Here is a 21,210-nt window from a genome sequence, read left to right as displayed (position 1 = left end):
CCCACGTGACGGCGGCTTCGCCATACCTGCCCCATATCCCACACCCACCCCAACTCCCGCACGCCCCCGTCGAGTTCCCCGCGCCCCTCAGCACTCCCACGCGCCCCCCGGCACACCCGCACGCCCCTCCCCACGCAGAGAGGCGCCCCCTCCCCGACCCGTGGGTCGGAAGGGGGCGCCTCCGAAAGGCCCTGCTACAACCTCAGTTGTCGCCGTCCTCGTCGATCAGGAAGCCCCGCATCGGCGCCGGAGCCTGCTGCATCGGCTGCGGCGGCTGCGGACGGACCGCCGCCATCGGCTGGGTCATCCCGGCCGGCTGCATCTGCGGAGCACCGCTGTTGCCACCGGCCGACTGCCCGCCGAAACCCGGCGCCGAGGAGCCGCCACCGAAGGAGCTGCTCCCGCCGAAGGACGGCGAGTTGCCACCGAAGGACGGCTGGTTGCCACCGAAGCTCGGCGCGCCGCCGCTCATCGCACTGGCACCGGCCGGCGCCATCGACGAGGCCGCCGGCGGCAGCGACGCGGTGGCGGGGATCCGCGGCGGGGCGAGCGAGTCGTCCGCCTGCGACTCCAGCTGACGCAGCTGGGTCTCCAGGTACGACTTCAGACGCGTGCGGTACTCACGCTCGAACGCCCGCAGGTCCTCGACCTTGCGCTCCAGCGTGGCCCGCGCGGACTCCAGCGAGCCCATCGCGACACGGTGCTTCTCCTGCGCGTCCCGCTCCAGCGCGTCGGCCTTGGCACGGGCGTCGCGCTCCAGGCCCTCGGCCCGGCTGCGCGCCTCGCCGACGATCTTGTTGGCCTCGGAACGGGCCTCGGAGATCGCCTGGTCGGCGGTCTGCTGAGCGAGCGCCAGCACACGGGCGGCACTGTCTCCGCCGGGGCTCTGCTGCTGCATCGGGCCGCCCATGGGGCCGCCCATCTGCTGCGGGCCGCCCATCGGGCCACCCATCGGCTGCATCTGCTGCTGGCCCATGCCCTGGCCCATCGGGTTGCCCATCTGCTGCGGGCCACCGGGGCCGCCCATGGGCTGGAGCATCTGACCGCCCATCGGCTGGACCAGCTGCTGCTGTCCGCCCATGGTCTGGTTCATCTGCTGCTGCTGTCCGCCGGCAGCCGGAAGCTGCGGCTGGGAGCCGGCGGGCAGGCCGAGCGGCTGGTTGCCCATCTGCTGCTGCGGGCCGCCGGGGCCCATCTGCTGCGGACCACCCGGACCCATCTGCTGCGGACCGCCGGGACCCTGCTGGCCGGGGACCGGCGGACCGGATATGGCGGCGGGCACCGGAGCACCACCCTGTCGGGGGGCGTCCTGCTGCGGCTCCTTGCGCAGGTTGGCCTGGTTCTGCGCGGCGGCACGAGTCGCGGCGGCCAGCTTGGCACGCAGGTCCTCGTTCTCCCGGAGGAGGCGGGTCAGCTCCCCCTCGACCTCGTCGAGGAAGGCATCGACCTCGTCCTCGTCGTAGCCTTCACGCAGGCGGACGGTCGTGAACTGCTTGTTCCGAACGTCCTCGGGGGTCAATGGCATCTCTTCACCTCAACGTGATCGTCGGCACACCGGCATCCTGTCGCATCGCTCACCTACGACTAGGGGTGCACAAGCGAGATCAGGACATACACAATGATCATCAGTACGAAGAAGGACAGGTCGAGCGCCACGCCCCCGAAACGCAACGGCGGAATGAGCCGCCGAAGAAGCTTGAGCGGCGGATCCGTGACAGTGTACGTGGCCTCCAGGACCAGGACCATGGCCTTGCCGGGCCGCCACGAACGCGCGAACTGGAAGACCCAGTCCATGACCAGCCGTACGAGCAGGAACACCAGAAAGACGGTCAGGGCGTAGTAGAGCACCGCCCATACGATGTCCATCCCGTTTCCCTCTCCCCGGTCCCGATCCCTCGGGCCTGCCGCTCGTCACCTGTCGCTAACCCACTGTTGATCAGATCCACACGTAAAGTCGTGGCCGGGTCAGCTCTGGTTGAAGAACCCACCCTCGGCGATCCGAGCCTTGTCCTCCGCCGTGACATCGACGTTAGCAGGCGACAGCAGGAACACCTTCTGTGTCACGCGCTCGATACTGCCGTGCAGACCGAAGACGAGTCCAGCCGCGAAGTCTACGAGGCGCTTCGCGTCGGTGTCGTCCATCTCGGTCAGATTCATGATCACGGGAGTCCCGCCACGGAACTGTTCCCCGATGGTACGGGCCTCGTTGTAGGTTCGGGGGTGCAGCGTGGTGATGCGGTAGGGCTCTCGTTCGTTCACTACCTTGGGCATGATCACCGGTGCGCTCTTCTCCAGGTTGTGGCGACGTTCGGGTGTGATGGACGACACGGGGGCCATCCTCGGAGTCTCCTGTCGGATCGGCACCGCCGCGGGCACCGGCTGCGGGGTGATCGAGGAGACCGGGGCCGGCGCGGCGGCCGCCGCGGCCGGGGCCGGACGGGGAATGTCCTCGGTCCGCTGTCCCGTCCGGATCGGCTCGGGATCCGCGTCGTAGTCGTCGTCGGGGTCGTACCCCTGGCCGTCGTACGTCTCGTCCTCCACGAGGCCGAGGTAGACCGCCATCTTGCGCATTGCGCCGGCCATGCTCCTGTCTCCTCCGCTCATAGCCACCTCGCTGACGCTCGGTGGCAGCTTCGCGATGCGCGCGCCTTCTGATGGTCGCTCGCTTCGCTCGCTCCGTGCGGACCGGCGCTCCGTCCCGGCAGCCCGGGCGCGTGACGGCCCTGCCTGCGGATTCCGCGGTCCCTCCACGACGGAACGTCAGCCCGACGGCCGGTCGGATTCGTGGTGTGGGGGCCGCGGAGCTGCGATCCACGGTTCGCTAGCGCTCCGGGGAGCTGCTAGATTCTGTCCTATTTTGTCCTGCTGTCTGATCTACTACCCGGTGACGTTACCTGAGGGGTGACCTCACTCCGAGTACCGCCGTTCCGACGCGCACATGTGTCGCCCCGGCGGCAATCGCCTGCTCAAGGTCGCCGCTCATCCCTGCGGAGACCATGGTGGCAGCCGGATGGTCCGCCCGTACGGCGGTTGCGATTTCCGCCAGCCGCTCGAAGGCGCGGGCCGGGTCACCGGCCAGCGGGCCTGCCAGCGGAGCGACGGTCATCACACCGTCCAGTCGGAGCCCGGGCGTGTCGGCGATCGCGTCGGCCAGTCGCACGACGTCCTCCGGCGCGACCCCCGCCCGGTGCTCGCCCTCCCCGTGCTCCTTGTCCAGCGCCACCTGCACCAGGCAGCCCAGCTCGGGGCGCTCCGACTTCAGCACCGCCGCGGAGAGCGACTCGACCAGCCGCGGCCGGTCCACCGAGTGCACGTGGTTCGCGTACCGGACGACCGAGCGGACCTTGTTGGTCTGCAACTGTCCGACGAAGTGCCAGTCAAGAGGAAGGTTTCTGCACTGCTCCGCCTTCGGCGCGGCGTCCTGGTCGCGGTTCTCCGCGACGTCCGTCACGCCCAACCCGGCCAGCAGCGCGCTGTCCTCGGCGGGGTAGGTCTTGGTGACGACGATCAGGGTGACCTCGTCCCGGGCGCGTCCGGCGGCCGCACAGGCGTCCGCGATCCGGCGCTCGACCACGTCGAGGTTGGTCCCGAGCTCCTCGTAGCGCGCCCGCTGGCCGTCCGTCAGGGCCGCCACGAACTCGGCGCCACCGGGGAACGGTCCGTAGATGTCGTTCGTCATCAGTGATCAGAGTCCAACCAGACGTAGCTCGCGAGCCGGCCCGTGCGCTGCTCGCGACGATAGGAGTAGTGATCGGCGGATTCGAGGGTGCAGACCGCTGATCGCACCACCTCGCTGACCCCCGCCGCCGCCAGCTGGGCCGCGACTCCCCCGGGCACGTCCAGGGCCGGGGTCCCCCAGGAGGTCTCGGCGAAGGCCTCCGGCACCACCGCGGCGACTTCGGCACGCAGTGCGGCCGGCACCTCGTAGCAGCGGCCGCAGACCGCGGGGCCGGTGGCGGCGGTGATCCGCCCGGGCTCCGCGCCCAGCTCGACCATCGCCCGGACGGCCGCGGGCACCACCCCGGCCGCCAGCCCCGGCCGGCCCGCGTGGGCCGCGCCCACCACGCCCGCCACCGGGTCGGCCAGCAGCACCGGGGTGCAGTCGGCGGTCAGCACCGCCAGCGCGAGCGGCCGGTCGGAGACCACCGCGTCCACCGTCGGCGCCTCGCCGAGCGGCTGGCGCCCGGTCACCACCGCGACCTCGGCGCCGTGCACCTGGTTCATCCACACCACGTCGGCCGGGTCGATCCCCAGCCGCCGGGCGGCGACCGCCCGGTTCTCCCGGACTGCCTCCGGGTCGTCGCCCACCGCGCCGCCGAGGTTCAGCTCCCCGTACGGCGAAGTGCTCACCCCGCCCCACCGTGAGGTGAAGGCGAAGTGAGCACCCGCGCGGATCGCGTGATCGATCACTTAAGGAAATCCGGGACGTCGAGCTCCTCGGCCGGACTCTCCACGAACGGCTGCCTGACCGGCTGCACCTGGGGCGGCACCGGGGCGGCGGTCGTGGTGGCCGAGGTCTCGGCGTTCCGGCTCGACCCGGAGGACTCGCCCTCCGAACGGGACGTCACCGAGCCGATGGTCCCGTACGGGCGGCCGGCCGGACGCTCCGGGGCGGCCGGCGGCGTGGCCGGGCGCTCCGGGGAGGTGGACTTGACCACCGGGTCGCGGACGATCGCCGGCGGCTGCCCGCCGTCGAAGCCGGCCGCGATGACGGTGACCCGGACCTCGTCGCCGAGCGCGTCGTCGATGACCGCACCGAAGATGATGTTGGCCTCGGGGTGGGCCGCCTCGCTGACCAGCTGGGCCGACTCGTTGATCTCGAAAAGACCGAGGTCGGAGCCGCCCGAGATGGACAGCAGCACGCCGCGGGCGCCGTCGATCGAGGCCTCCAGCAGCGGCGAGGAGATCGCCATCACCGCGGCGGCCTTGGCGCGGTCCTCGCCGCGGGCCGAGCCGATGCCCATGAGCGCCGAACCGGCCTCCGACATGACGGACTTGACGTCGGCGAAGTCGAGGTTGATCAGGCCCGGGGTGGTGATCAGGTCGGTGATGCCCTGGACACCGGAGAGCAGGACCTGGTCGGCCGAGCGGAACGCGTCGAGGACGCTGACCTGGCGGTCCGAGATGGACAGCAGCCGGTCGTTGGGGATCACGATGAGGGTGTCGACCTCTTCGCGCAGGGAGGCGATGCCGTCCTCGGCCTGGTTGGCCCGGCGCCGGCCCTCGAAGGTGAACGGACGGGTGACCACGCCGATGGTCAGGGCGCCCAGGGAGCGCGCGATGTTGGCCACGACGGGCGCGCCGCCCGTGCCCGTGCCACCACCCTCACCGGCGGTCACGAAGACCATGTCGGCCCCCTTGAGGACCTCCTCGATCTCCTCGCGGTGGTCCTCGGCGGCCTTGCGGCCGACCTCGGGGTTGGCGCCGGCGCCGAGGCCCCGGGTGAGTTCACGGCCCACATCGAGCTTGACGTCGGCGTCGCTCATCAGGAGGGCCTGCGCATCGGTGTTGATCGCGATGAACTCGACGCCCTTGAGACCGACCTCGATCATCCGGTTGATGGCGTTGACACCACCGCCGCCGATTCCGACGACCTTGATGACTGCGAGGTAGTTCTGCGGTGCTGCCACGTCGAAGGCCTCTCGCCTCGAATTTCCGGGTCGGCCCGCCCCGGAGCGGGGCCGTTCCGACGGATGTCGATGGGTAGGGAGCCTGGTTTCTGACTGAATGTCCGAAATGCCGACCGCCGACCCCAACCCTAAACTTGACCTTTAGGGTTAGTGCTGTGTCTCCGTCACGTCACCAGGAAACACAGTCTGGTGACACAGGACACTAGGTGGCTCCGGGCACGTGTTTCAACGAACACGCCGAGCTTCCCTTTTTCTTTTGAGCCTATGTGATCATCGGCCGGCTTAGGAAACCGGGGGTGACCACCAAGAGTCGGGCCGACACTTCAAGGCGTCAACCCCTCCCTCAGGCAGAGAACCTACCGGATCATCCGGACACCGCCGGCGCCTCCGGCGCCGTCACGTCGAAGGTCGTGCCCTTCTGGTTCATCAGCGCGACCAGGACCCTGGCCTTCCGGTCGATCTGCTCAGGACTCCCCCAGCGCACCGTCACACCCCCGCTGAGCTGCAGCTGGATGTCGTCGTACGAGTGCACCACCATCGAACCGGCCAGCTTGGCGACCTCCGGCGGCAGCCCGGCGGCCACCGCCACCGCGCCCTGCACCAGCTGCGGACGGGAAATCACCCCGTCCACGTCGTTCGCCTGCTGACTGAGTCGCAGCTCCACCACGGGAACGCCCTCCGGCGGGGCCTGCTCGGTGGCGAAGCTCACGCCCCCGGCATCCACCTGGGTGAACTGGCCGTCCTCACCCTTGACGGCGGCCACCGCCTTGCGCTCGACCACCTTCACCCGCAGGGTGTGCGGCCAGCCCCGCCACACCTCCGCCCTGGCCACCCGGGGGATCGCCTCCACCCGGTGCCTGACGTCGTCCAGGTCCACGCGCGCCAGGGGGCCGTCACCGAGCCCGCCGACCGTCTCGCGGACCTGGTCCGCCGTCAGCTTTCCGTCACTCGTCCCCTGGACGGCGACGTCGCGCACGTCCAGCACCGAGGAGAAGAACACCAGCCAGGCCAGCACGCCGAGCACCGCGGCGCCGAGCGCGCCCAGCACCACGATGCCCCGCCGGGAGAGCCGGAGGCGGGGAGCGGACTCCTCCACCTCCAGCTCCTCCTCCAACGGGTCGGCGAGCCGGCCGTCAGCCACGGCGGCGGCCGCCGCGGTGGGCCTGGATCGCCTCGTAGACCATGCCGACGAGCAGGTCGTCGGCGTCCCTGCGGCCGAACTCGGCGGCCGCCCGGCTCATGTCCCACAGCCGCTGCGGGTCGGTGAGCACCGGCAGCACGTTCTGGAGCACCCAGTCCGAGGTCAGCTCGGCGTCGTCCACCAGCAGACCACCGCCGGCCTTGACCATCGGCTGGGCGTTCAGCCGCTGCTCGCCGTTGCCGATCGGCAGCGGGACGAAGGCGGCGGGCAGGCCGACGGCCGCCAGCTCGGCCACCGTCATGGCGCCGGCCCGGCAGAGCATCATGTCGGCCGCCGCGTAGGCGAGGTCCATCCGGTCCAGGTACGGCACCGGGCGGTACGGCGGCATCCCGGGGACGTCCGCCACCTGCGGCAGCTCGTTCTTCGGGCCGACCGCGTGCAGGATCTGCACGCCGTACTGCTGGAGCCGCGGGGCGATCGCGGTGATCGTCTCGTTGAGCCGGCGCGCGCCCTGGGAGCCGCCGGAGACCAGCAGGGTGGGCAGCCGCTGGTCGAGGCCGAAGTACTGGCGGGCCTCGGGGCGGGCGGCACCCCGGTCCAGGGTGGCGATGGTCCGGCGCAGCGGGATGCCGATGTACCGGGAGTCACGCAGCTTGCTGTCCGGCGTGGAGACCGCCACGAAGTCGCTGTAGCGGGCGCCGATCTTGTTGGCCAGGCCGGGGCGGGCGTTCGCCTCGTGCACCACGATCGGCACGCCGGCCCGCTTGGCGGCCAGGTAGGCGGGCATCGCGACGTAGCCGCCGAAGCCGACCACCGCGTCCGCGTTGACCCGTTCGATGATCTCCTGCGCGGCCCGGACGGTGCCGCGCAGCCGCCCGGGGACGGTGATCAGCTCCGGGGTGGGCTTGCGGGGCAACGGGACGGCCGGAATGAGCTCCAGCTGGTAGCCGCGCTCGGGTACCAGCCGGGTCTCCAGTCCGCGCTCGGTGCCCAGGGCGGTGATCCCGACGGACGGGTCGTGCCTGCGGAGGGCATCCGCGAGGGCCATGGCCGGCTCGATGTGACCGGCGGTCCCCCCGCCGGCGAGTACGACATGCACCGAAATTCACCGCTCCCTGCGTGCCGGCCCCGGGGCCGGGCGCGCTGTGGTTCGTCGTCGTGGCAGCACCCGGGCCAGTTGTCTCCTGATCCGGGAGTTCTTGCTCCGGGCGGCCAGGGCCGCCTTCGCGCCCGAGGAGCTGCGCGCCAGGCACAGCAGCACTCCGATCGCGGACATGGCCGACAGCATGGCGGAACCGCCGTAGGAGAACAGCGGGAGCGGGACGCCCGCGATGGGCAGCAGTCCCAGCGCCGACCCCAGGTTGATCATGGCCTGCGCCATGATCCAGGTGGTGGCGGCTCCCGCGGCGTACCTGACGAAGGGGTCCTTCGTACCGATGGCCACACGGATACCCGCGTAGCCTAGTGCCGCGAAGAGACCGAGCACCGACAGCGTCCCCACCAGACCGAGTTCCTCGCCGGTCGCGGCGAAGATGAAGTCGGTGTGCGCCTCGGGCAGCTGGCCCCATTTCTCCACGCCGGCGCCCAGGCCGGTGCCGAAGCCTCCGCCGTTGGCGAACGCGAAGGCGCCGTGCAGGGCCTGGAAGCAGGCGCCCTCGGGATCGATCTTGGTGACGCCGATGCAGCTCAGCCGCTCCGCCCGGTGCGGGACGGTGACCACCAGGGCGGTGCAGACCACCACCGCCACCCCGACGGTGGCCACGAACAGCCGCAGCGGCGCTCCGACCATCCAGAGCAGCGCGAACACCATGGCCACCAGGATCATCGAGGTGCCCATGTCGCCGCCGAACATGATCAGCGCGAGCAGCAGCAGGGCGCCCGGCACCAGCGGCACCAGCAGGTGCTTCCAGGAGTTGAGGGTGCCGGCCTTCTGCTTGCGGGCGAGCAGGTCGGCGCCCCAGAGCACCAGTGCCAGCTTGGCGAACTCCGAGGGCTGGAACTGGAAGAAGCCGAAATCCAGCCAGTTCTGGTTGCCGTTGATCCGCATCCCGATGCCGGGGATGGCGACCAGCGTGAGCGCGCAGATCACCGCGAACATCACCGGGTAGACGATCACCCGCAGCACCGCCACCGGGACGGAGGCGAAGCCGATCAGCAGGACCAGGCCGAGGACGGCCGCGATCAACTGCTTGAGGAAGTAGTACTGCGCCGAGTGGTGCTGGTTCAGGGCCAGGATCTGGGAGGCCGAGAAGACCATCATCAGGCCGAGCACGACCAGCAGCAGGGTGCTGCCGAGGACCAGCAGGTACGGGGTGAGCGGCCGGTCCAGCCAGTACCGGACCCGGGCCCTGAGGGCCTGGACCCGGCCCAGCGGACCGGCCGACTTGTACTTGGTCGTGGTGGCGGAGATCACTCTCATCGGCTCGGCGGCGTCCCGCTTCACAACGCCGGAATCCGCTCTGCCCTGCCCCGCCACCGCTCCCCGCCCACTCTCTCCGGCCGACATCCGTGCCGGCCCGCCTACTCGCCCGCCAGCTCCAGGACGGCCGCCGCGAAGAGGTCGCCGCGCTCGCCGTAGTTGGTGAACATGTCCATCGAGGCGCAGGCCGGTGCCAGCAGCACGGTGTCACCCGATCGGGCGAGCGACGCGGCCGTTCGAACGACCTCGGCCATCGCCATCGCGCCAGTCTGGCCCTCGGCCGCCTCGATCACCGGCACATCCGGAGCGTGTCGCTCCAGCGCCTCCCGGATCAGCGCCCGGTCCTGGCCGATCAGCACCACCGCGCGCAGCCGCCCTGCCGCGCCCCGCACCAGGTCGTCGAAGGCCGCGCCCTTGGCCAGGCCCCCGGCGATCCAGACGACCGGCCGGTAGGCGGCCAGCGAGGCGGCCGCCGCGTGGGTGTTGGTGGCCTTGGAGTCGTCGATGTACGTGACCTCGCCGACCACCCCGACCTCGGCGATCCGGTGGGCGTCCGGACGGAAGGCCCGCAGGCCCTCCCGGACGGCCTTCGGCTCGACGCCGTACGCCCTGGCCAGCGCCGCCGCGGCGAGCGCGTTGGCGATGTTGTGGGGCGCCGGTGGGTAAACATCCTCGACGGCGCCCAGTTCGGCCGCGTTCTTGGCCCGGTCCTCGACGAAGGCCCGGTCCACCAGCAGGCCGTCCACCACGCCGAAGTTCGACGGGCCCGGCGCGCCGAGACCGAAGCCGACCGCCCGGCAGCCCTCCTCGACGTCGGCCTCGCGGACCAGCGCCTCGGTGGCCGGGTCGGCCAGGTTGTACACGCAGGCGACGACGTTGCCCTCGTAGATCCGGCCCTTGTCGGCGGCGTACGCCTCCATCGAGCCGTGCCAGTCGAGGTGGTCGGGCGCCAGGTTGAGCACCGCCGCCGCGTACGGGCGCAGCGAGGGCGCCCAGTGCAGCTGGTAGCTGGAGAGCTCGACGGCGAGCACGTCGTACGGCTCCTCGGCGAGCACCGCGTCCAGCACCGAGACCCCGACGTTGCCGACCGCGGCGGTGCGCTTGCCGGCGGCGGTGAGGATCGAGGCGAGCATCTGGACGGTGGTGGTCTTGCCGTTGGTGCCGGTGACGGCCAGCCAGGGGGCGGGCTCGCCGGTGCCGGGCAGCGGCTTGCGCAGCCGCCAGGCCAGCTCGACGTCGCCCCAGACCGGTACCCCGGCCGCCTCGGCGGCGGCGAACAGCGGGCTGTCCGGCGCCCAGCCGGGCGAGGTGACGATCAGCTCGGTGCCCTCGGGCAGGCTCGCGCCGTCGCCGAGCCGCACGGTGACGCCCAGCGCCTCCAGCTCGGCGGCCCTGGGGGCCAGGCCGGGCCCGCTGCCGCCGTCCACGACGGTGACCCGGGCGCCGAGGCCGTGCAGGACGCGCGCGGCGCTGATGCCCGAGACGCCGAGCCCGGCGACGGCGACCGGCAGGCCGCCGAAGTCCGGGTTGGTCAGCTGGGGGTCTGTCATCCGGTCACCCATCCCGCGTAGAACAGGCCGAGGCCGACGGCGACGCACAGGCCCTGGATGATCCAGAACCGGACCACGATCAGGACCTCGGTCCAGCCCTTGAGTTCGAAGTGGTGCTGCAACGGCGCCATCTTGAAGACGCGCTTGCCGGTCATCCGGAAGGAGCCGACCTGGATGATCACCGACAGGGTGATGATCACGTAGAGGCCGCCGAGCAGGGCGAGCAGCAGCTCGGTGCGGGAGCAGATCGCCAGACCGGCCAGGGCGCCGCCGAGGGCGAGCGAGCCGGTGTCACCCATGAAGATCTTGGCGGGCGAGGTGTTCCACCACAGGAAGCCGAAGCAGGAGCCCATCAGGGCGGAGGCCACGACGGCGAGGTCCAGTGGGTCGCGGATGTCGTAGCAGTTGGCGGTCGCGGTGATCGCGTAGGCGCAGCTCTGGGTGTGCTCCCAGATGCCGATGAACGTGTAGGCGCCGAAGACCATCACCGAGGCACCGGTGGCGAGGCCGTCCAGACCGTCCGTCAGGTTCACGCCGTTCGACATCGCGGCGATCATGAAGTACGCGAAGATGACGAACAGGACGGGGCCGACGGCCCACTTGAAGTCCCGGACGAAGGAGAGGCTCTGGGACGCCGGGTTGAGCCCGCGGTCGTCCGGGAACTGCATCGCCAGCACCGCGAACCCGAGGCCGACGATCGACTGCCCGGCCAGCTTCGCCTTGGCCCGCAGGCCCAGCGAGCGGCGCTTGACCACCTTGATGTAGTCGTCCAGGAAGCCGACCAGGCCGAGGCCCGCGGTCAGGAAGAGCACCAGCAGCCCGGAGGCCGTCGGGCTCTCGCCCGTTATCGCCTTCGTGGCGAAGTACGCGATCAGGGTCGCCAGGATGAAGGCGATGCCGCCCATGGTGGGCGTGCCCTTCTTGCTGTGGTGCGCCTTGGGGCCGTCGTCACGGATGTACTGGCCGTAGCCGTGCTTGGCGAGCACCTTGATCAGGGCCGGGGTGCCGAGCAGCGACAGGATGAGACCGATCATCCCGGAGAAAAGGATCTGCTTCATTATTCGGTCACACCGTCCGCCAGGAGGGTCTCGGCCACCTTCTCCAGCCCCACCGAACGGGAAGCCTTCACCAGGACCACATCCCCCGGCCGAAGCTGACTGCGCAGCAGCTCGACCGCCGCGTCCGCGTCGGACACCAGCACCGACTCCTCACCCCACGAACCTTCGTTCCTCGCGCCGAGTTCCATGCAGGCCGCATCGCGTCCGCCGACCGCCACCAGCTTGGTGACGTCCAGCCGGACGGCGAGCCGCCCGATGGCGTCGTGCTCGGCCAGGCTCTCCTCGCCGAGCTCCCGCATCTCGCCGAGCACCGCCCAGGTGCGGCGGCGCTCCGGGCCCCTGCCCCCCATCGAGACCAGAGCCCGCAGCGCGGCCCGCATCGAGTCGGGGTTCGCGTTGTAGGCATCGTTCACGACGGTGACACCATCGGCCCGGTCGACGACCTCCATGCGCCAGCGGGACAGCGCACCCGCCTCGCCCAGGGCGGCGGCGGTGTCGTCGACGGACATCCCGAGCTCCACCGCCACCGCGGCGGCGGCGAGGGCGTTCGAGACGTGGTGCTCACCGTACAGGCGCAGCTGCACGGGCGCGGAACCGGCCGGGGTGGTGAGCGTGAACGACGGCCGCCCGGTGGCGTCCAGACGAACGTTCACGGCCCGTACGTGGGCATCCGGTGATTCCCCGAACAGGACCACCTTCGCCTTGGTACGGGAGGCCATCGCGCGCACCAGCCGGTCGTCCGCGTTGAGGATCGCGACGCCGTCGGCGGGCAGCGCCTCGACCAGTTCGCCCTTGGCCTCCGCGATCGCCTCCTGGGAGCCGAACTCGCCGACGTGGGCGGTGCCGACGTTGAGGACGAGGCCGATCCGGGGCGGGGTGATCGAGGTGAGGTACTCGATGTCGCCCTTGTGCCGGGCGCCCATCTCCATGACCAGGTGCCGGGTGCCTGCCTCGACCCGCAGCGCGGTCATCGGGTGGCCGATCTCGTTGTTGAGCGAGCCGGGCGGGTAGACGGTCTCGCCGCGGCGCTGGAGCAGCTGGGCGATCAGGTCCTTGGTGCTGGTCTTGCCGGCCGACCCGGTCAGCGCGACGACGGCGGTGCCGTCGGCACGGGCGACCACGGCGCGGGCCAGCCTGCCGAGCGCCTCCACCACACTGTCGACCAGGACGGCGGGCACGCCGACCGGCCGGGAGGCCAGCACCGCGAGGGCGCCGTCCTCGACCGCCTTGGCCGCGTAGTCGTGGCCGTCCGCGTGCTCGCCGACGAAGGCCGCGAACAGGCCGCCGGGGCTCACCTTCCGCGAGTCGACCTCGACCGGGCCGGTGACCAGGGCGTCCGGGTCGGCGCCGTCCAGCGTGCCTCCGACGGCGGCGGCCACCTCGGCGAGGGTCAGTGCGATCACTGCTGCTCTACTCCTCGGTCGCCCCGCGCGGCGGTGGTCCGCGCGATGGACTCGCGCAGCACCTCCCGGTCGTCGAAGGGGCGGATCTCGTCTCGTACGTACTGCCCGAGCTCGTGGCCCTTGCCGGCCACCAGCACGATGTCTCCCGCCTCGGCGCGGGCGACGGCGAGTTCGATCGCCTCGGCCCGGTCGGGGACGACCAGGACGGCCCCGCGCTCGGCCTCGGGCACCGAGGCGGCGCCGGTCAGCATGGTGGCGAGGATCGCCAGCGGGTCCTCGCTGCGCGGGTTGTCGCCGGTCAGCAGGGCGGTGTCGGCGAGGCGGGCGGCGATGGCGCCCATCGGGCCGCGCTTGTGCGGGTCGCGGTCGCCGCCGCAGCCGACCACGACGTGCAGCCGGCCCTCGGTGACCTCGCGCAGCGAGGCGAGGACGGCCTGGAGGGCGTCCGGCTTGTGCGCGTAGTCGACGACGGCGACGAAGGGCTGTCCGGCGTCCACCCGCTCCAGCCGGCCCGGCACGCCGGGGACGGCGGCGACGCCGGCCACGGCCCGCTCCAGCGGCAGCCCGGCGGCGACGAGCACGGTGATCGCGGCGAGCGCGTTGGCGACGTTGAACGGTCCCGGGAGCGGGACGGAGGCGTCGGCCCCGGCGCCGTCCGGGCCGAGCACCCTGAAGGTGGAGCCGACCGGGCCGAGCCGGACGTCCACGGCCCGCCAGTCGGCCTCGGCGGCGCCGGTCGCGGAGAAGGTGGTCACCGGGATCTTGGCCTCGGCGGCGAGCCGGCGGCCGTACGCGTCGTCCAGGTTGACCACGCCGTGGCGGGACTTCCCGGGCTGGAAGAGCCGGGCCTTCGCCTGGAAGTAGTCCTCCATGTCCGGGTGGAAGTCGAGGTGCTCGGGGGTCAGGTTGTTGAACAGCGAGACGTCGTACGCGACCCCGTCGGTGCGGCCGAAGACCAGGGCGTGGCTGGAGACCTCCATGGTCACCGCGTCGGCGCCGCGCTCGGCCATCACGCCGAGGATCGCGTGCAGGTCGGTGGCCTCGGGGGTGGTGCGCTCGCTCTTGATCCGCTCCTCGCCGACCCGCATCTCGACGGTGCCGATCACGCCCGGGCCGCGCCCGGCGCCGCGCAGGCCGCCCTCGACCAGGTACGAGGTGGTGGTCTTGCCGTTGGTGCCGGTCAGCCCGATCATCAGCAGCCGCTCGGAGGGGCGGCCGTAGACGATCGCGGCCAGCTCGCCCATGACGGCCCGCGGCCGGTCCACGACCAGCAGCGGCAGGCCGGTGGCGGCCGCCTGCTCGGCGCCGGCCGGGTCGGTGAGCACCGCCACCGCACCGGCCCCCGCGGCCGTGGCGGCGAAGGCCGCGCCGTGGTGGTTGGCGCCCGGGAAGGCCACGTACACGTCGCCCGGGCGCACCGCGCGGGAATCGTGGGTGACGCCGGTGACGGCGCCCCCCTCGACGGGCGGCAGGCCCAGTTCGGCGGCCAGTTTCGCGAGCGGCAGGGCGGTGGTCCCGGTCGGGCGGGGCGGACTCACGGTGGTTTGATCGGGTTTCGGCACGGCGGGAAGGCTATCCGCCGAAGGGTGTCCAGGGCCAAACCGGCCCTCCTCCGCGCCGCGCTCCAGCCCCGCCCGCTCGTTGCTCATCGTTCGTTCACGGCTTCCACTCGACGGCCAGGTTGGGCGCCGGGCTGCCGCTCGGCGGGACCTGCATGGTCTTCAGGGTGAACTCCATCACCTGCTTGAACACCGGGCCGCACAGCTGGCCGCCGAAGTGGCCGTTGACCGGGCCCTGGAGGGTGCAGGAGACGGTGTACCTGGGGGCGTCCGCGGGGGCGAAGCCGATGAAGGAGGCGGTGAAGCCGTCGTAGCCCTTGCCGTCGGCGGCGCCCCGGTCGGCGGTGCCGGTCTTGCCCGCGACCCGGTAGCCCGGGATGGCGGCCTTGCCGCCGGTGCCCTGCTCGTCGTCGACGACCGACTCCAGCATCGAGGTGAGGGTCCTGGCCGTCTCCGGGCTGACCACCTGGGTCTGCGCCCCCGGCGTGCTCGGCGTGTACTTGCCGTTCGGGTCGGTGAGGCCCTGGACGACGCTGGGCGCGACCCGCACCCCGCCGTTGGCGATGGTCGAGTAGACCGAGGTGGCCTGGAGCGCGTTCATCTGCAGCGGGCCCTGGCCGAAGGAGATGTTGTACTTCTCCGAGGCGACCAGGTCCTCCGGCTTCTTGAGCATCCCGGAGGCCTCTCCGGGGAAGCCCAGGCCGGTCGGCTCGGCCACGCCGAACTTGCGCAGGTAGCCGTCCAGCACCTGGTTGGCCTTGAGCTGGTCCCCGTCGCCGAGGGTCTCGACCGCCTCGATGGTGCCGATGTTGGAGGACTTGGCCAGCACCCCGGCCAGGGTCAGGTACCAGGGGTCGTGGTTGACGTCGTCCTTGAACTGCTGCCCGGCCCTGACCAGCCGGTTGGGCACGGTGACCTTGGTGTCCCAGGTGGCCTTCCCGCTGTCCAGCACGGCGGCCAGGCTCATCAGCTTGGCGGTGCTGCCGGGCTCGTACGCGTCGACCAGGGCGGGGTTGCCCAGGTCGGCCTGCTTGGACAGGCTCAGGTCGTTCGGGTTGAAGCCGGGCGCGCCGGCCATCGCGAGGACCTGACCGGTCTTCACGTCCTGGACCACCACGTAGCCCTTCTCCGCGCCGGAGTTGGCCACCTGGTCGGTGATCGCCCGCTGGGCGGCCCACTGGATGTCCCGGTTGATGGTCAGCTTGACGTCGCTGCCCGGCACGGCGGGCTCCATCGAGCCACCGGCGGTGGGCACCAGCCGCCCGCCCGACTGGGCGTAGCTGCTGTGGCCGTCCTTGCCGGCCAGCAGCTTCTGGTACTGGAGTTCCAGGCCGCCGGCGCCCTCGCCCTCGGCGTTGACGAAGCCGACCAGGTTGGCGGCCAGCCCGTCCGCCGGGTAGATCCGCTTCTGGGTCTCCCGGTTGAACACCCCGGCCAGCGGGTTGGCGCACTCGTTGTCCACCCGGGTGCGCCCGCCCTGGTCGGCGGGCTTGCCGAGCAGCTTCTTCTGGGCCTGGCAGGCCCGCGAGCCGGCCTGCTTCTCCAGGCTCGACTTGAGGTCGCTGATCTGCTTCCTGGTGGCCGGGGTCTGCTGGGGGGCGAGCCGCTTGTACCGGCTCTTGGGGGTGTGCAGGTCGGTGGCGATCTTCTCCTTGGGCACGCCGAGGATCGGCGACAGCAGCGCGGCCGCCTGCTCGGGCGCGTCCGGGATGCCGGTCGCCTCCGGGGTGAACATCGCCGGGTCGGCGGTGATGTCGTACGCGTCCACGGTGGCCGCCAGGGCGACCCCGTCGGAGGACGTTATCGAGCCGCGTTCGGCGGTGATCGGGATGTTCAGGTAGCGGTTGGTGTTGGCGTCGGCGGCCAGCGCGTCGGCGTCCACCAGCTGGAGCTGCACCAGGCGCCCCGCGAAGACGGAGAACACCAGCGACAGCACCACGGTGATCACCTTCAGCCGGCGCTTGGGCTCGGCCAGCTTGAGTGCCTTGGGGCGCAGCGGCGGACGGCTCTTCGGGCGCGCCGCCGCCTGGCTGCGGGCCGGCGGGCGGCCCTCGGGGCGGCGCTGCTGCGGCGCCCGCGGGGTACGGCCGGCGGAGGCGGACCTGGCCGGCTGGGCCTTGGCCGACTGGCTGCGGGCGGGCTGGCCCTTCGCGGGCTGCCCCTTCGCGGACTGGCCGCGACCGGCTGCCGGCTGGCCCTTGGCCGGGGGCTGGCCGCGGCCGGCTGCGGGCTGGCTGCGGCCGGAGGAGGACTGCGCGCGCGGCGCGGTGCCCCGGGGCACCGGACGGCGGCCGTTGCCGCTGCCGGACCCGCCCGGCTGGCGTGGCTCACTCATGCGCGCACCTCGCTGTGCTCGGCGGGCGCTTCGCGCGATCCGCACGTTCCGATGGTTCGCTCGTTCCACTCGTTCCACTCACTCACCGGGCCGCGCCCCCGCCCGGGTGCCCGGGTGCCGGCGAGACCGGGTTGAGCTGGATCACCGAGTCCCCCGCGGACGTCGCCGGGGCCGGCGACGGCGGGGGCGCGGCCGGCGACGGCGGGGGCGCGGCCGGCGACGGCGCGCCGCCCGGCTGGCCCTTGGTCGGCCACGGCTCGGCGGTGGAGCGCTTGACCGGCGGACTGTCCTTGGCCGGGCCCGGGGTGCCGATCACCGTGCCGCTGTTCGGGACGTCCAGGAAGGCCATCCCGCCGGCCGGGACCAGGCCCAGCTCGGCGGCGCGCCTGGCCAGCGCGTCCGGGGCCGAGCTCTGGTCGATCTCGTGCTGGAGGCTCTGCTGTTCGTCGGTCGCCACGGTGGTCTGCTTCTGCAGTCGGGACAGCTCGAAGGAGCCCTCGTTGAGCGCGGTGTTCAGCGCCAGCAGGCCGAGCAGCCCGGCCGCCAGCAGCACCACGACGAGCACCGCGAACGGTGTGCGCCCCCGTACCGGTCGTTTCCCCGGGCGGACCGTGATCCGCGCCCTGCCCTGTCCGGGGAGTCCTCCCCGCCCCGCCCGGACCTCACCGGCCACCGGCCCCACTGCTTTCCTCCGCCCTTCGGACCCTGCCGGGGCCGGTTCGTCAGCCCCGCTTGCTTCGGTCCCTGATCCTCTCCGCCACCCGCAGCCGTACGGGCGCGGCGCGCCGGTTCTCCTCGATCTCCTCCTCGGTGGCCAGTTCGGCACCGCGAGTGATCAGTTTGAGCCAGGGCTGGTGCTCCTCCGGGATGAACGGCAGCCCCGGCGGTGCGGTGTCGGTCGCTCCGGCGGCGAGGTACTGCTTGACCAGGCGGTCCTCCAGCGACTGGTAGGACATCACCACGATCCGGCCGCCCACCGCGAGGGCGTCCAGCGCCCCGGGGATCGCCCGGTCCAGGACCTCCAGCTCGCCGTTGACCTCGATCCGCAGCGCCTGGAACGTCCGCTTGGCCGGGTTCCCGCCGGTGCGACGGGTCGCCGCCGGAATGGCGTTGCGCACCAGATCGACCAGACGCGCGCTGGTGGTGAACGGTTCCTTCTCCCGCTCCCGCAGGATCACCGAGGCGATCCTCCCGGCGAACCGCTCCTCGCCGTAGAACTTGAGGATCCGGGCCAGCTCGCCGTGGCTGTAGGTGTTCAGCACCTCCGCCGCGCTGATCCCCCTGGTCTGGTCCATCCGCATGTCCAGCGGGGCGTCCTGGGCGTACGCGAAGCCGCGCTCCGCCTCGTCCAGCTGCATCGAGGAGACGCCGAGGTCGAACAGGACGCCGTCCGCCTTCTCGATGCCCAGGCGCTCCAGCACCTCGGGGATCTCGTCGTAGACGGCGTGCACCAGGGTGGCGCGGTCGCCGAACGGGGCCAGCCGCTCGCCGGACAGCTTCAGCGCCTGCGGGTCGCGGTCCACCGCGACCAGCCGGACCTCGGGGAACTGGGTCAGCAACGCCTCGCTGTGGCCGCCGAGGCCGAGGGTGGCGTCCACCACCACGGCACCGGGGCGCGAGATCGCCGGGGCCAGCGCGTCCATGCACCGCTGGAGCATCACCGGAACGTGCTTCGGGCCCGGTTCGTTGGTGGTCATGCGCGGTGGCGCCCTTCCTCGGTGCGGAGCAGCCCGACGTCCGGGAGCTGCGACCATTCTCGCCCACCGCGCACCGGCACGACGAAGCGGCCCGTGGTCCCCGCCCGCTCAGGGGGAAGGTCGTGACCGCCCGGCACCGGGGAAGGTGCGCCAGGTGAGCACGGAGCGGGTGGAGGCCACGGGCCCGCGTCGACCGGACCGCACCGGCCGGGAAGGCACCGTTGACGGGCCCGGCCGGGTGTGCTCCAATGCGCCGCAAACTCTATCGCGCGAGCCCTGCCAGTCAATGGTCCGCTCCGGCGCACCACCCGGGCGGCGGTACGGATCACCGCAGGTCGCAGCCGTCGGGGCGGCCTGGCGACGGTCCGGACCGGGGGCCCTCGGTGGCGGGCGCGCGCCCCCCGTCCGCCACCGCGTGCGGGCCACTCGGGGAACGGCCGGGCCGCACCCCCCTGTTGTGGCTTTGCGCTCGATCACGGCGCCCCGTTCTGTAGTTCTCCGCTCCACCGCGCGGGCCCGATCCCCACTAACGTCGCCACCATGACAGTGACACCTGATCGGCCCTCGCCGAACGCCGCTGCCGACCCTGCCGGATCCACCGTCATCGACCGCTTCGTCACGGCCAACCGCGCCTACGCGGTGACCTTCCGGGACGGCGGCATGGACGCCCGCCCGGTGCAGAAGATCGCCGTGGTGGCCTGCATGGACGCCCGCCTGGACCTGTTCGCGGCACTCGGCCTCGAACTCGGCGACGCCCACGTCATCCGCAACGCCGGCGGTGTCGTCACCGACGACACCATCCGGTCCCTGACCATCAGCCAGCGCGCCCTCGGCACCCGCTCGATCGCGCTGATCCACCACACCGGCTGCGGCCTGCTCGGGCTCACCGAGGACTTCCGCCGCGAGCTGGAACTGGAGGTCGGCCAGCGCCCGCAGTGGGCGGTGGAGGCCTTCGTCGACCTGGACGGCGACGTCCGCCAGTCCATGCAGCGCGTCCGCACCTCTCCCTTCCTGCTGCACACCGACGACGTCCGCGGCTTCGTCTTCGACGTCCACACCGGCCTGCTGCGCGAGATCGACCAGCACCCAGGCCCCGTCCCGTCCTGAGCCACCGCCCCGTCCCGGGTCCCGCCCGGGTCCCCGCCGTCCCGGCATTGGGGCACCGCCGAATGGTGACTTCTGGCCATCGCCCGGGGGACAATGCGCCTGCCGGTCGGACCCCGAACCACCTGGGGCGGCCAGGCCGCAGGCCGCCTTCCCGGCGCCGGGACCCTCGTTCGGAACCGCCCCCGGGACGGCCGCGTCAAGCATGGGGTGGGGCCCGGCCTCGGGACGGGGCGGGCACAGGGTGCCAGGGAGCGTATACGGGTGACGAGCTACAGCGATCAGGCCGGACTCGGCAGTGCTGCGGGGGGCGAGCAGCAGAGGGCGAACGGGTACCGGCAGGTCGGGCACGACGAGCTCGCCGCGGTCGTCGACCGCGTCCGCGCCAACGTCGAGAGCGTGATCGAGGGCAAGCCGGAGGCCGTCCGGATCGCCCTGACCGTCCTGCTCGCCGAGGGCCACCTGCTGCTGGAGGACGTGCCGGGCGTCGGCAAGACCATGCTGGCCAAGGCGCTCGCCCGTTCCCTGGACTGCACCGTGCGCCGCATCCAGTTCACACCCGACCTGCTGCCCTCGGACGTCACCGGCACCAACATCTACGACCAGCAGCGGCACGACTTCGAGTTCCGCCCCGGCGCGATCTTCGCCCAGCTCGTGGTCGGCGACGAGATCAACCGCGCCTCGCCCAAGACCCAGTCCGCGCTGCTGGAGTCGATGGAGGAGCGCCAGGTCACCATCGACGGCACCAGCTACGAGCTGCCCTCGCCGTTCATGGTCGTGGCCACCCAGAACCCGGTCGAGATGGAGGGCACCTACCCCCTCCCGGAGGCCCAGCGCGACCGCTTCATGGCCCGGATCTCGATCGGCTACCCCAGCCCCGAGGCCGAGCTCGCGATGCTGGACGTGCACGGCGGTGCCAGCCCGCTGGAGGACCTCCAGCCGGTCGCGCACGCCTCCGACATCCTCAAGCTGATCGACCTGGTCCGCACCGTGCACATCGCCGACCCGGTCCGCCGCTACGCCGTCGACCTGGTCGGCGCCACCCGGACCAGCCCCGAGCTGCGCCTGGGCGCCTCGCCGCGCGCCACCCTGCACCTGGTCAGGGCCGCCCGCGCCGCCGCCGCCCTGGACGGGCGCGACTACGTCACCCCGGACGACATCCAGCGCCTCGCCGTCCCGGTCCTGGCGCACCGTCTGATGCCGACCGCCGAGACCCAGCTCAGCCGCCGCACCTCCGAGCAGATCGTGGCCGACCTGGTCGCCCGGCTGCCGCTGCCGCGCCCGCAGGGCGGCCCGGCCGTCCGGAGGGGCTGA

Annotated in this window: 18 protein-coding genes; 2 read left to right on the top strand and 16 right to left on the bottom strand. The window is 72.2% G+C overall.

Going from position 1 to position 21,210, the window contains the following annotated elements:
• Positions 1 to 202 precede the first annotated feature (202 nt).
• The 16 genes from ACIQOW_RS02705 to rsmH all read right to left on the bottom strand — a co-directional run bounded on the left by ACIQOW_RS02705 (position 203) and on the right by rsmH (position 18,792).
• Positions 203 to 1,525 (bottom strand): DivIVA domain-containing protein, encoded by a 1,323-nt coding sequence (locus ACIQOW_RS02705; protein ID WP_401078996.1) that lies wholly within the window; start codon positions 1,523 to 1,525, stop codon positions 203 to 205.
• 59 nt (positions 1,526 to 1,584) lie between these two features.
• Positions 1,585 to 1,866, bottom strand: a complete 282-nt coding sequence (locus tag ACIQOW_RS02700; protein ID WP_030060143.1) for a YggT family protein — start codon at positions 1,864 to 1,866, stop codon at positions 1,585 to 1,587.
• 99 nt (positions 1,867 to 1,965) lie between these two features.
• Positions 1,966 to 2,583, bottom strand: a complete 618-nt coding sequence (locus tag ACIQOW_RS02695; protein WP_188298871.1) for a cell division protein SepF — start codon at positions 2,581 to 2,583, stop codon at positions 1,966 to 1,968.
• Positions 2,584 to 2,890: 307 nt separating this feature from the next.
• Complete coding sequence (locus ACIQOW_RS02690; protein ID WP_401078992.1) at positions 2,891 to 3,679, bottom strand: YggS family pyridoxal phosphate-dependent enzyme; 789 nt, start codon at positions 3,677 to 3,679, stop codon at positions 2,891 to 2,893.
• Positions 3,679 to 4,410: a peptidoglycan editing factor PgeF gene (pgeF, locus tag ACIQOW_RS02685; RefSeq protein WP_401078989.1), complete on the bottom strand. Its 732-nt coding sequence runs from the start codon at positions 4,408 to 4,410 to the stop codon at positions 3,679 to 3,681. The genes ACIQOW_RS02690 and pgeF overlap by 1 nt, the downstream gene beginning before the upstream one ends.
• A complete protein-coding gene (gene ftsZ, locus ACIQOW_RS02680; RefSeq protein ID WP_401078986.1) occupies positions 4,407 to 5,630 on the bottom strand; it encodes a cell division protein FtsZ in 1,224 nt (407 codons plus the stop codon). The genes pgeF and ftsZ overlap by 4 nt, the downstream gene beginning before the upstream one ends.
• 364 nt (positions 5,631 to 5,994) lie before the next feature.
• On the bottom strand, positions 5,995 to 6,771 hold the full coding sequence (locus ACIQOW_RS02675; protein WP_401078983.1) for a cell division protein FtsQ/DivIB: 777 nt from the start codon (positions 6,769 to 6,771) through the stop codon (positions 5,995 to 5,997).
• Complete coding sequence (gene murG / locus ACIQOW_RS02670; RefSeq protein ID WP_188300855.1) at positions 6,764 to 7,870, bottom strand: undecaprenyldiphospho-muramoylpentapeptide beta-N-acetylglucosaminyltransferase; 1,107 nt, start codon at positions 7,868 to 7,870, stop codon at positions 6,764 to 6,766. The genes ACIQOW_RS02675 and murG overlap by 8 nt, the downstream gene beginning before the upstream one ends.
• A 6-nt stretch (positions 7,871 to 7,876) precedes the next feature.
• The gene (gene ftsW / locus ACIQOW_RS02665) at positions 7,877 to 9,190 is read right to left on the bottom strand and encodes a putative lipid II flippase FtsW (RefSeq protein ID WP_401078980.1); all 1,314 of its coding nucleotides are present in this window, start codon (positions 9,188 to 9,190) and stop codon (positions 7,877 to 7,879) included.
• Positions 9,191 to 9,291: 101 nt separating this feature from the next.
• Positions 9,292 to 10,740 (bottom strand): UDP-N-acetylmuramoyl-L-alanine--D-glutamate ligase, encoded by a 1,449-nt coding sequence (murD, locus tag ACIQOW_RS02660; protein WP_401078978.1) that lies wholly within the window; start codon positions 10,738 to 10,740, stop codon positions 9,292 to 9,294.
• Positions 10,737 to 11,798, bottom strand: a complete 1,062-nt coding sequence (gene mraY / locus ACIQOW_RS02655; RefSeq protein ID WP_188300858.1) for a phospho-N-acetylmuramoyl-pentapeptide-transferase — start codon at positions 11,796 to 11,798, stop codon at positions 10,737 to 10,739. The genes murD and mraY overlap by 4 nt, the downstream gene beginning before the upstream one ends.
• Positions 11,798 to 13,201, bottom strand: a complete 1,404-nt coding sequence (murF, locus tag ACIQOW_RS02650) for a UDP-N-acetylmuramoyl-tripeptide--D-alanyl-D-alanine ligase (protein ID WP_188300859.1) — start codon at positions 13,199 to 13,201, stop codon at positions 11,798 to 11,800. The genes mraY and murF overlap by 1 nt, the downstream gene beginning before the upstream one ends.
• Positions 13,198 to 14,763: a UDP-N-acetylmuramoyl-L-alanyl-D-glutamate--2,6-diaminopimelate ligase gene (locus ACIQOW_RS02645; RefSeq protein ID WP_401078973.1), complete on the bottom strand. Its 1,566-nt coding sequence runs from the start codon at positions 14,761 to 14,763 to the stop codon at positions 13,198 to 13,200. The genes murF and ACIQOW_RS02645 overlap by 4 nt, the downstream gene beginning before the upstream one ends.
• A 94-nt stretch (positions 14,764 to 14,857) precedes the next feature.
• Complete coding sequence (locus tag ACIQOW_RS02640) at positions 14,858 to 17,095, bottom strand: penicillin-binding transpeptidase domain-containing protein (RefSeq protein ID WP_401078970.1); 2,238 nt, start codon at positions 17,093 to 17,095, stop codon at positions 14,858 to 14,860.
• 82 nt (positions 17,096 to 17,177) lie between these two features.
• Positions 17,178 to 17,660 (bottom strand): hypothetical protein, encoded by a 483-nt coding sequence (locus tag ACIQOW_RS02635; protein WP_401078967.1) that lies wholly within the window; start codon positions 17,658 to 17,660, stop codon positions 17,178 to 17,180.
• 157 nt (positions 17,661 to 17,817) lie between these two features.
• Positions 17,818 to 18,792: a 16S rRNA (cytosine(1402)-N(4))-methyltransferase RsmH gene (rsmH, locus tag ACIQOW_RS02630; RefSeq protein WP_401078965.1), complete on the bottom strand. Its 975-nt coding sequence runs from the start codon at positions 18,790 to 18,792 to the stop codon at positions 17,818 to 17,820.
• Positions 18,793 to 19,332: 540 nt separating this feature from the next.
• Here rsmH and ACIQOW_RS02625 point away from each other — a divergent pair.
• Both ACIQOW_RS02625 and ACIQOW_RS02620 read left to right on the top strand, forming a co-directional pair.
• Entirely contained in the window at positions 19,333 to 19,899 is a 567-nt protein-coding gene (locus ACIQOW_RS02625) for a carbonic anhydrase (protein ID WP_188300217.1), read from the top strand.
• A gap of 396 nt (positions 19,900 to 20,295) precedes the next feature.
• Positions 20,296 to 21,210: a MoxR family ATPase gene (locus ACIQOW_RS02620; protein ID WP_317620399.1), complete on the top strand. Its 915-nt coding sequence runs from the start codon at positions 20,296 to 20,298 to the stop codon at positions 21,208 to 21,210.

The sequence above is a fragment of the Kitasatospora sp. NPDC091335 genome (assembly GCF_044757205.1).
GTDB lineage: Bacteria > Actinomycetota > Actinomycetes > Streptomycetales > Streptomycetaceae > Kitasatospora.
This window is presented reverse-complemented; position numbering and strand designations above follow the sequence as displayed.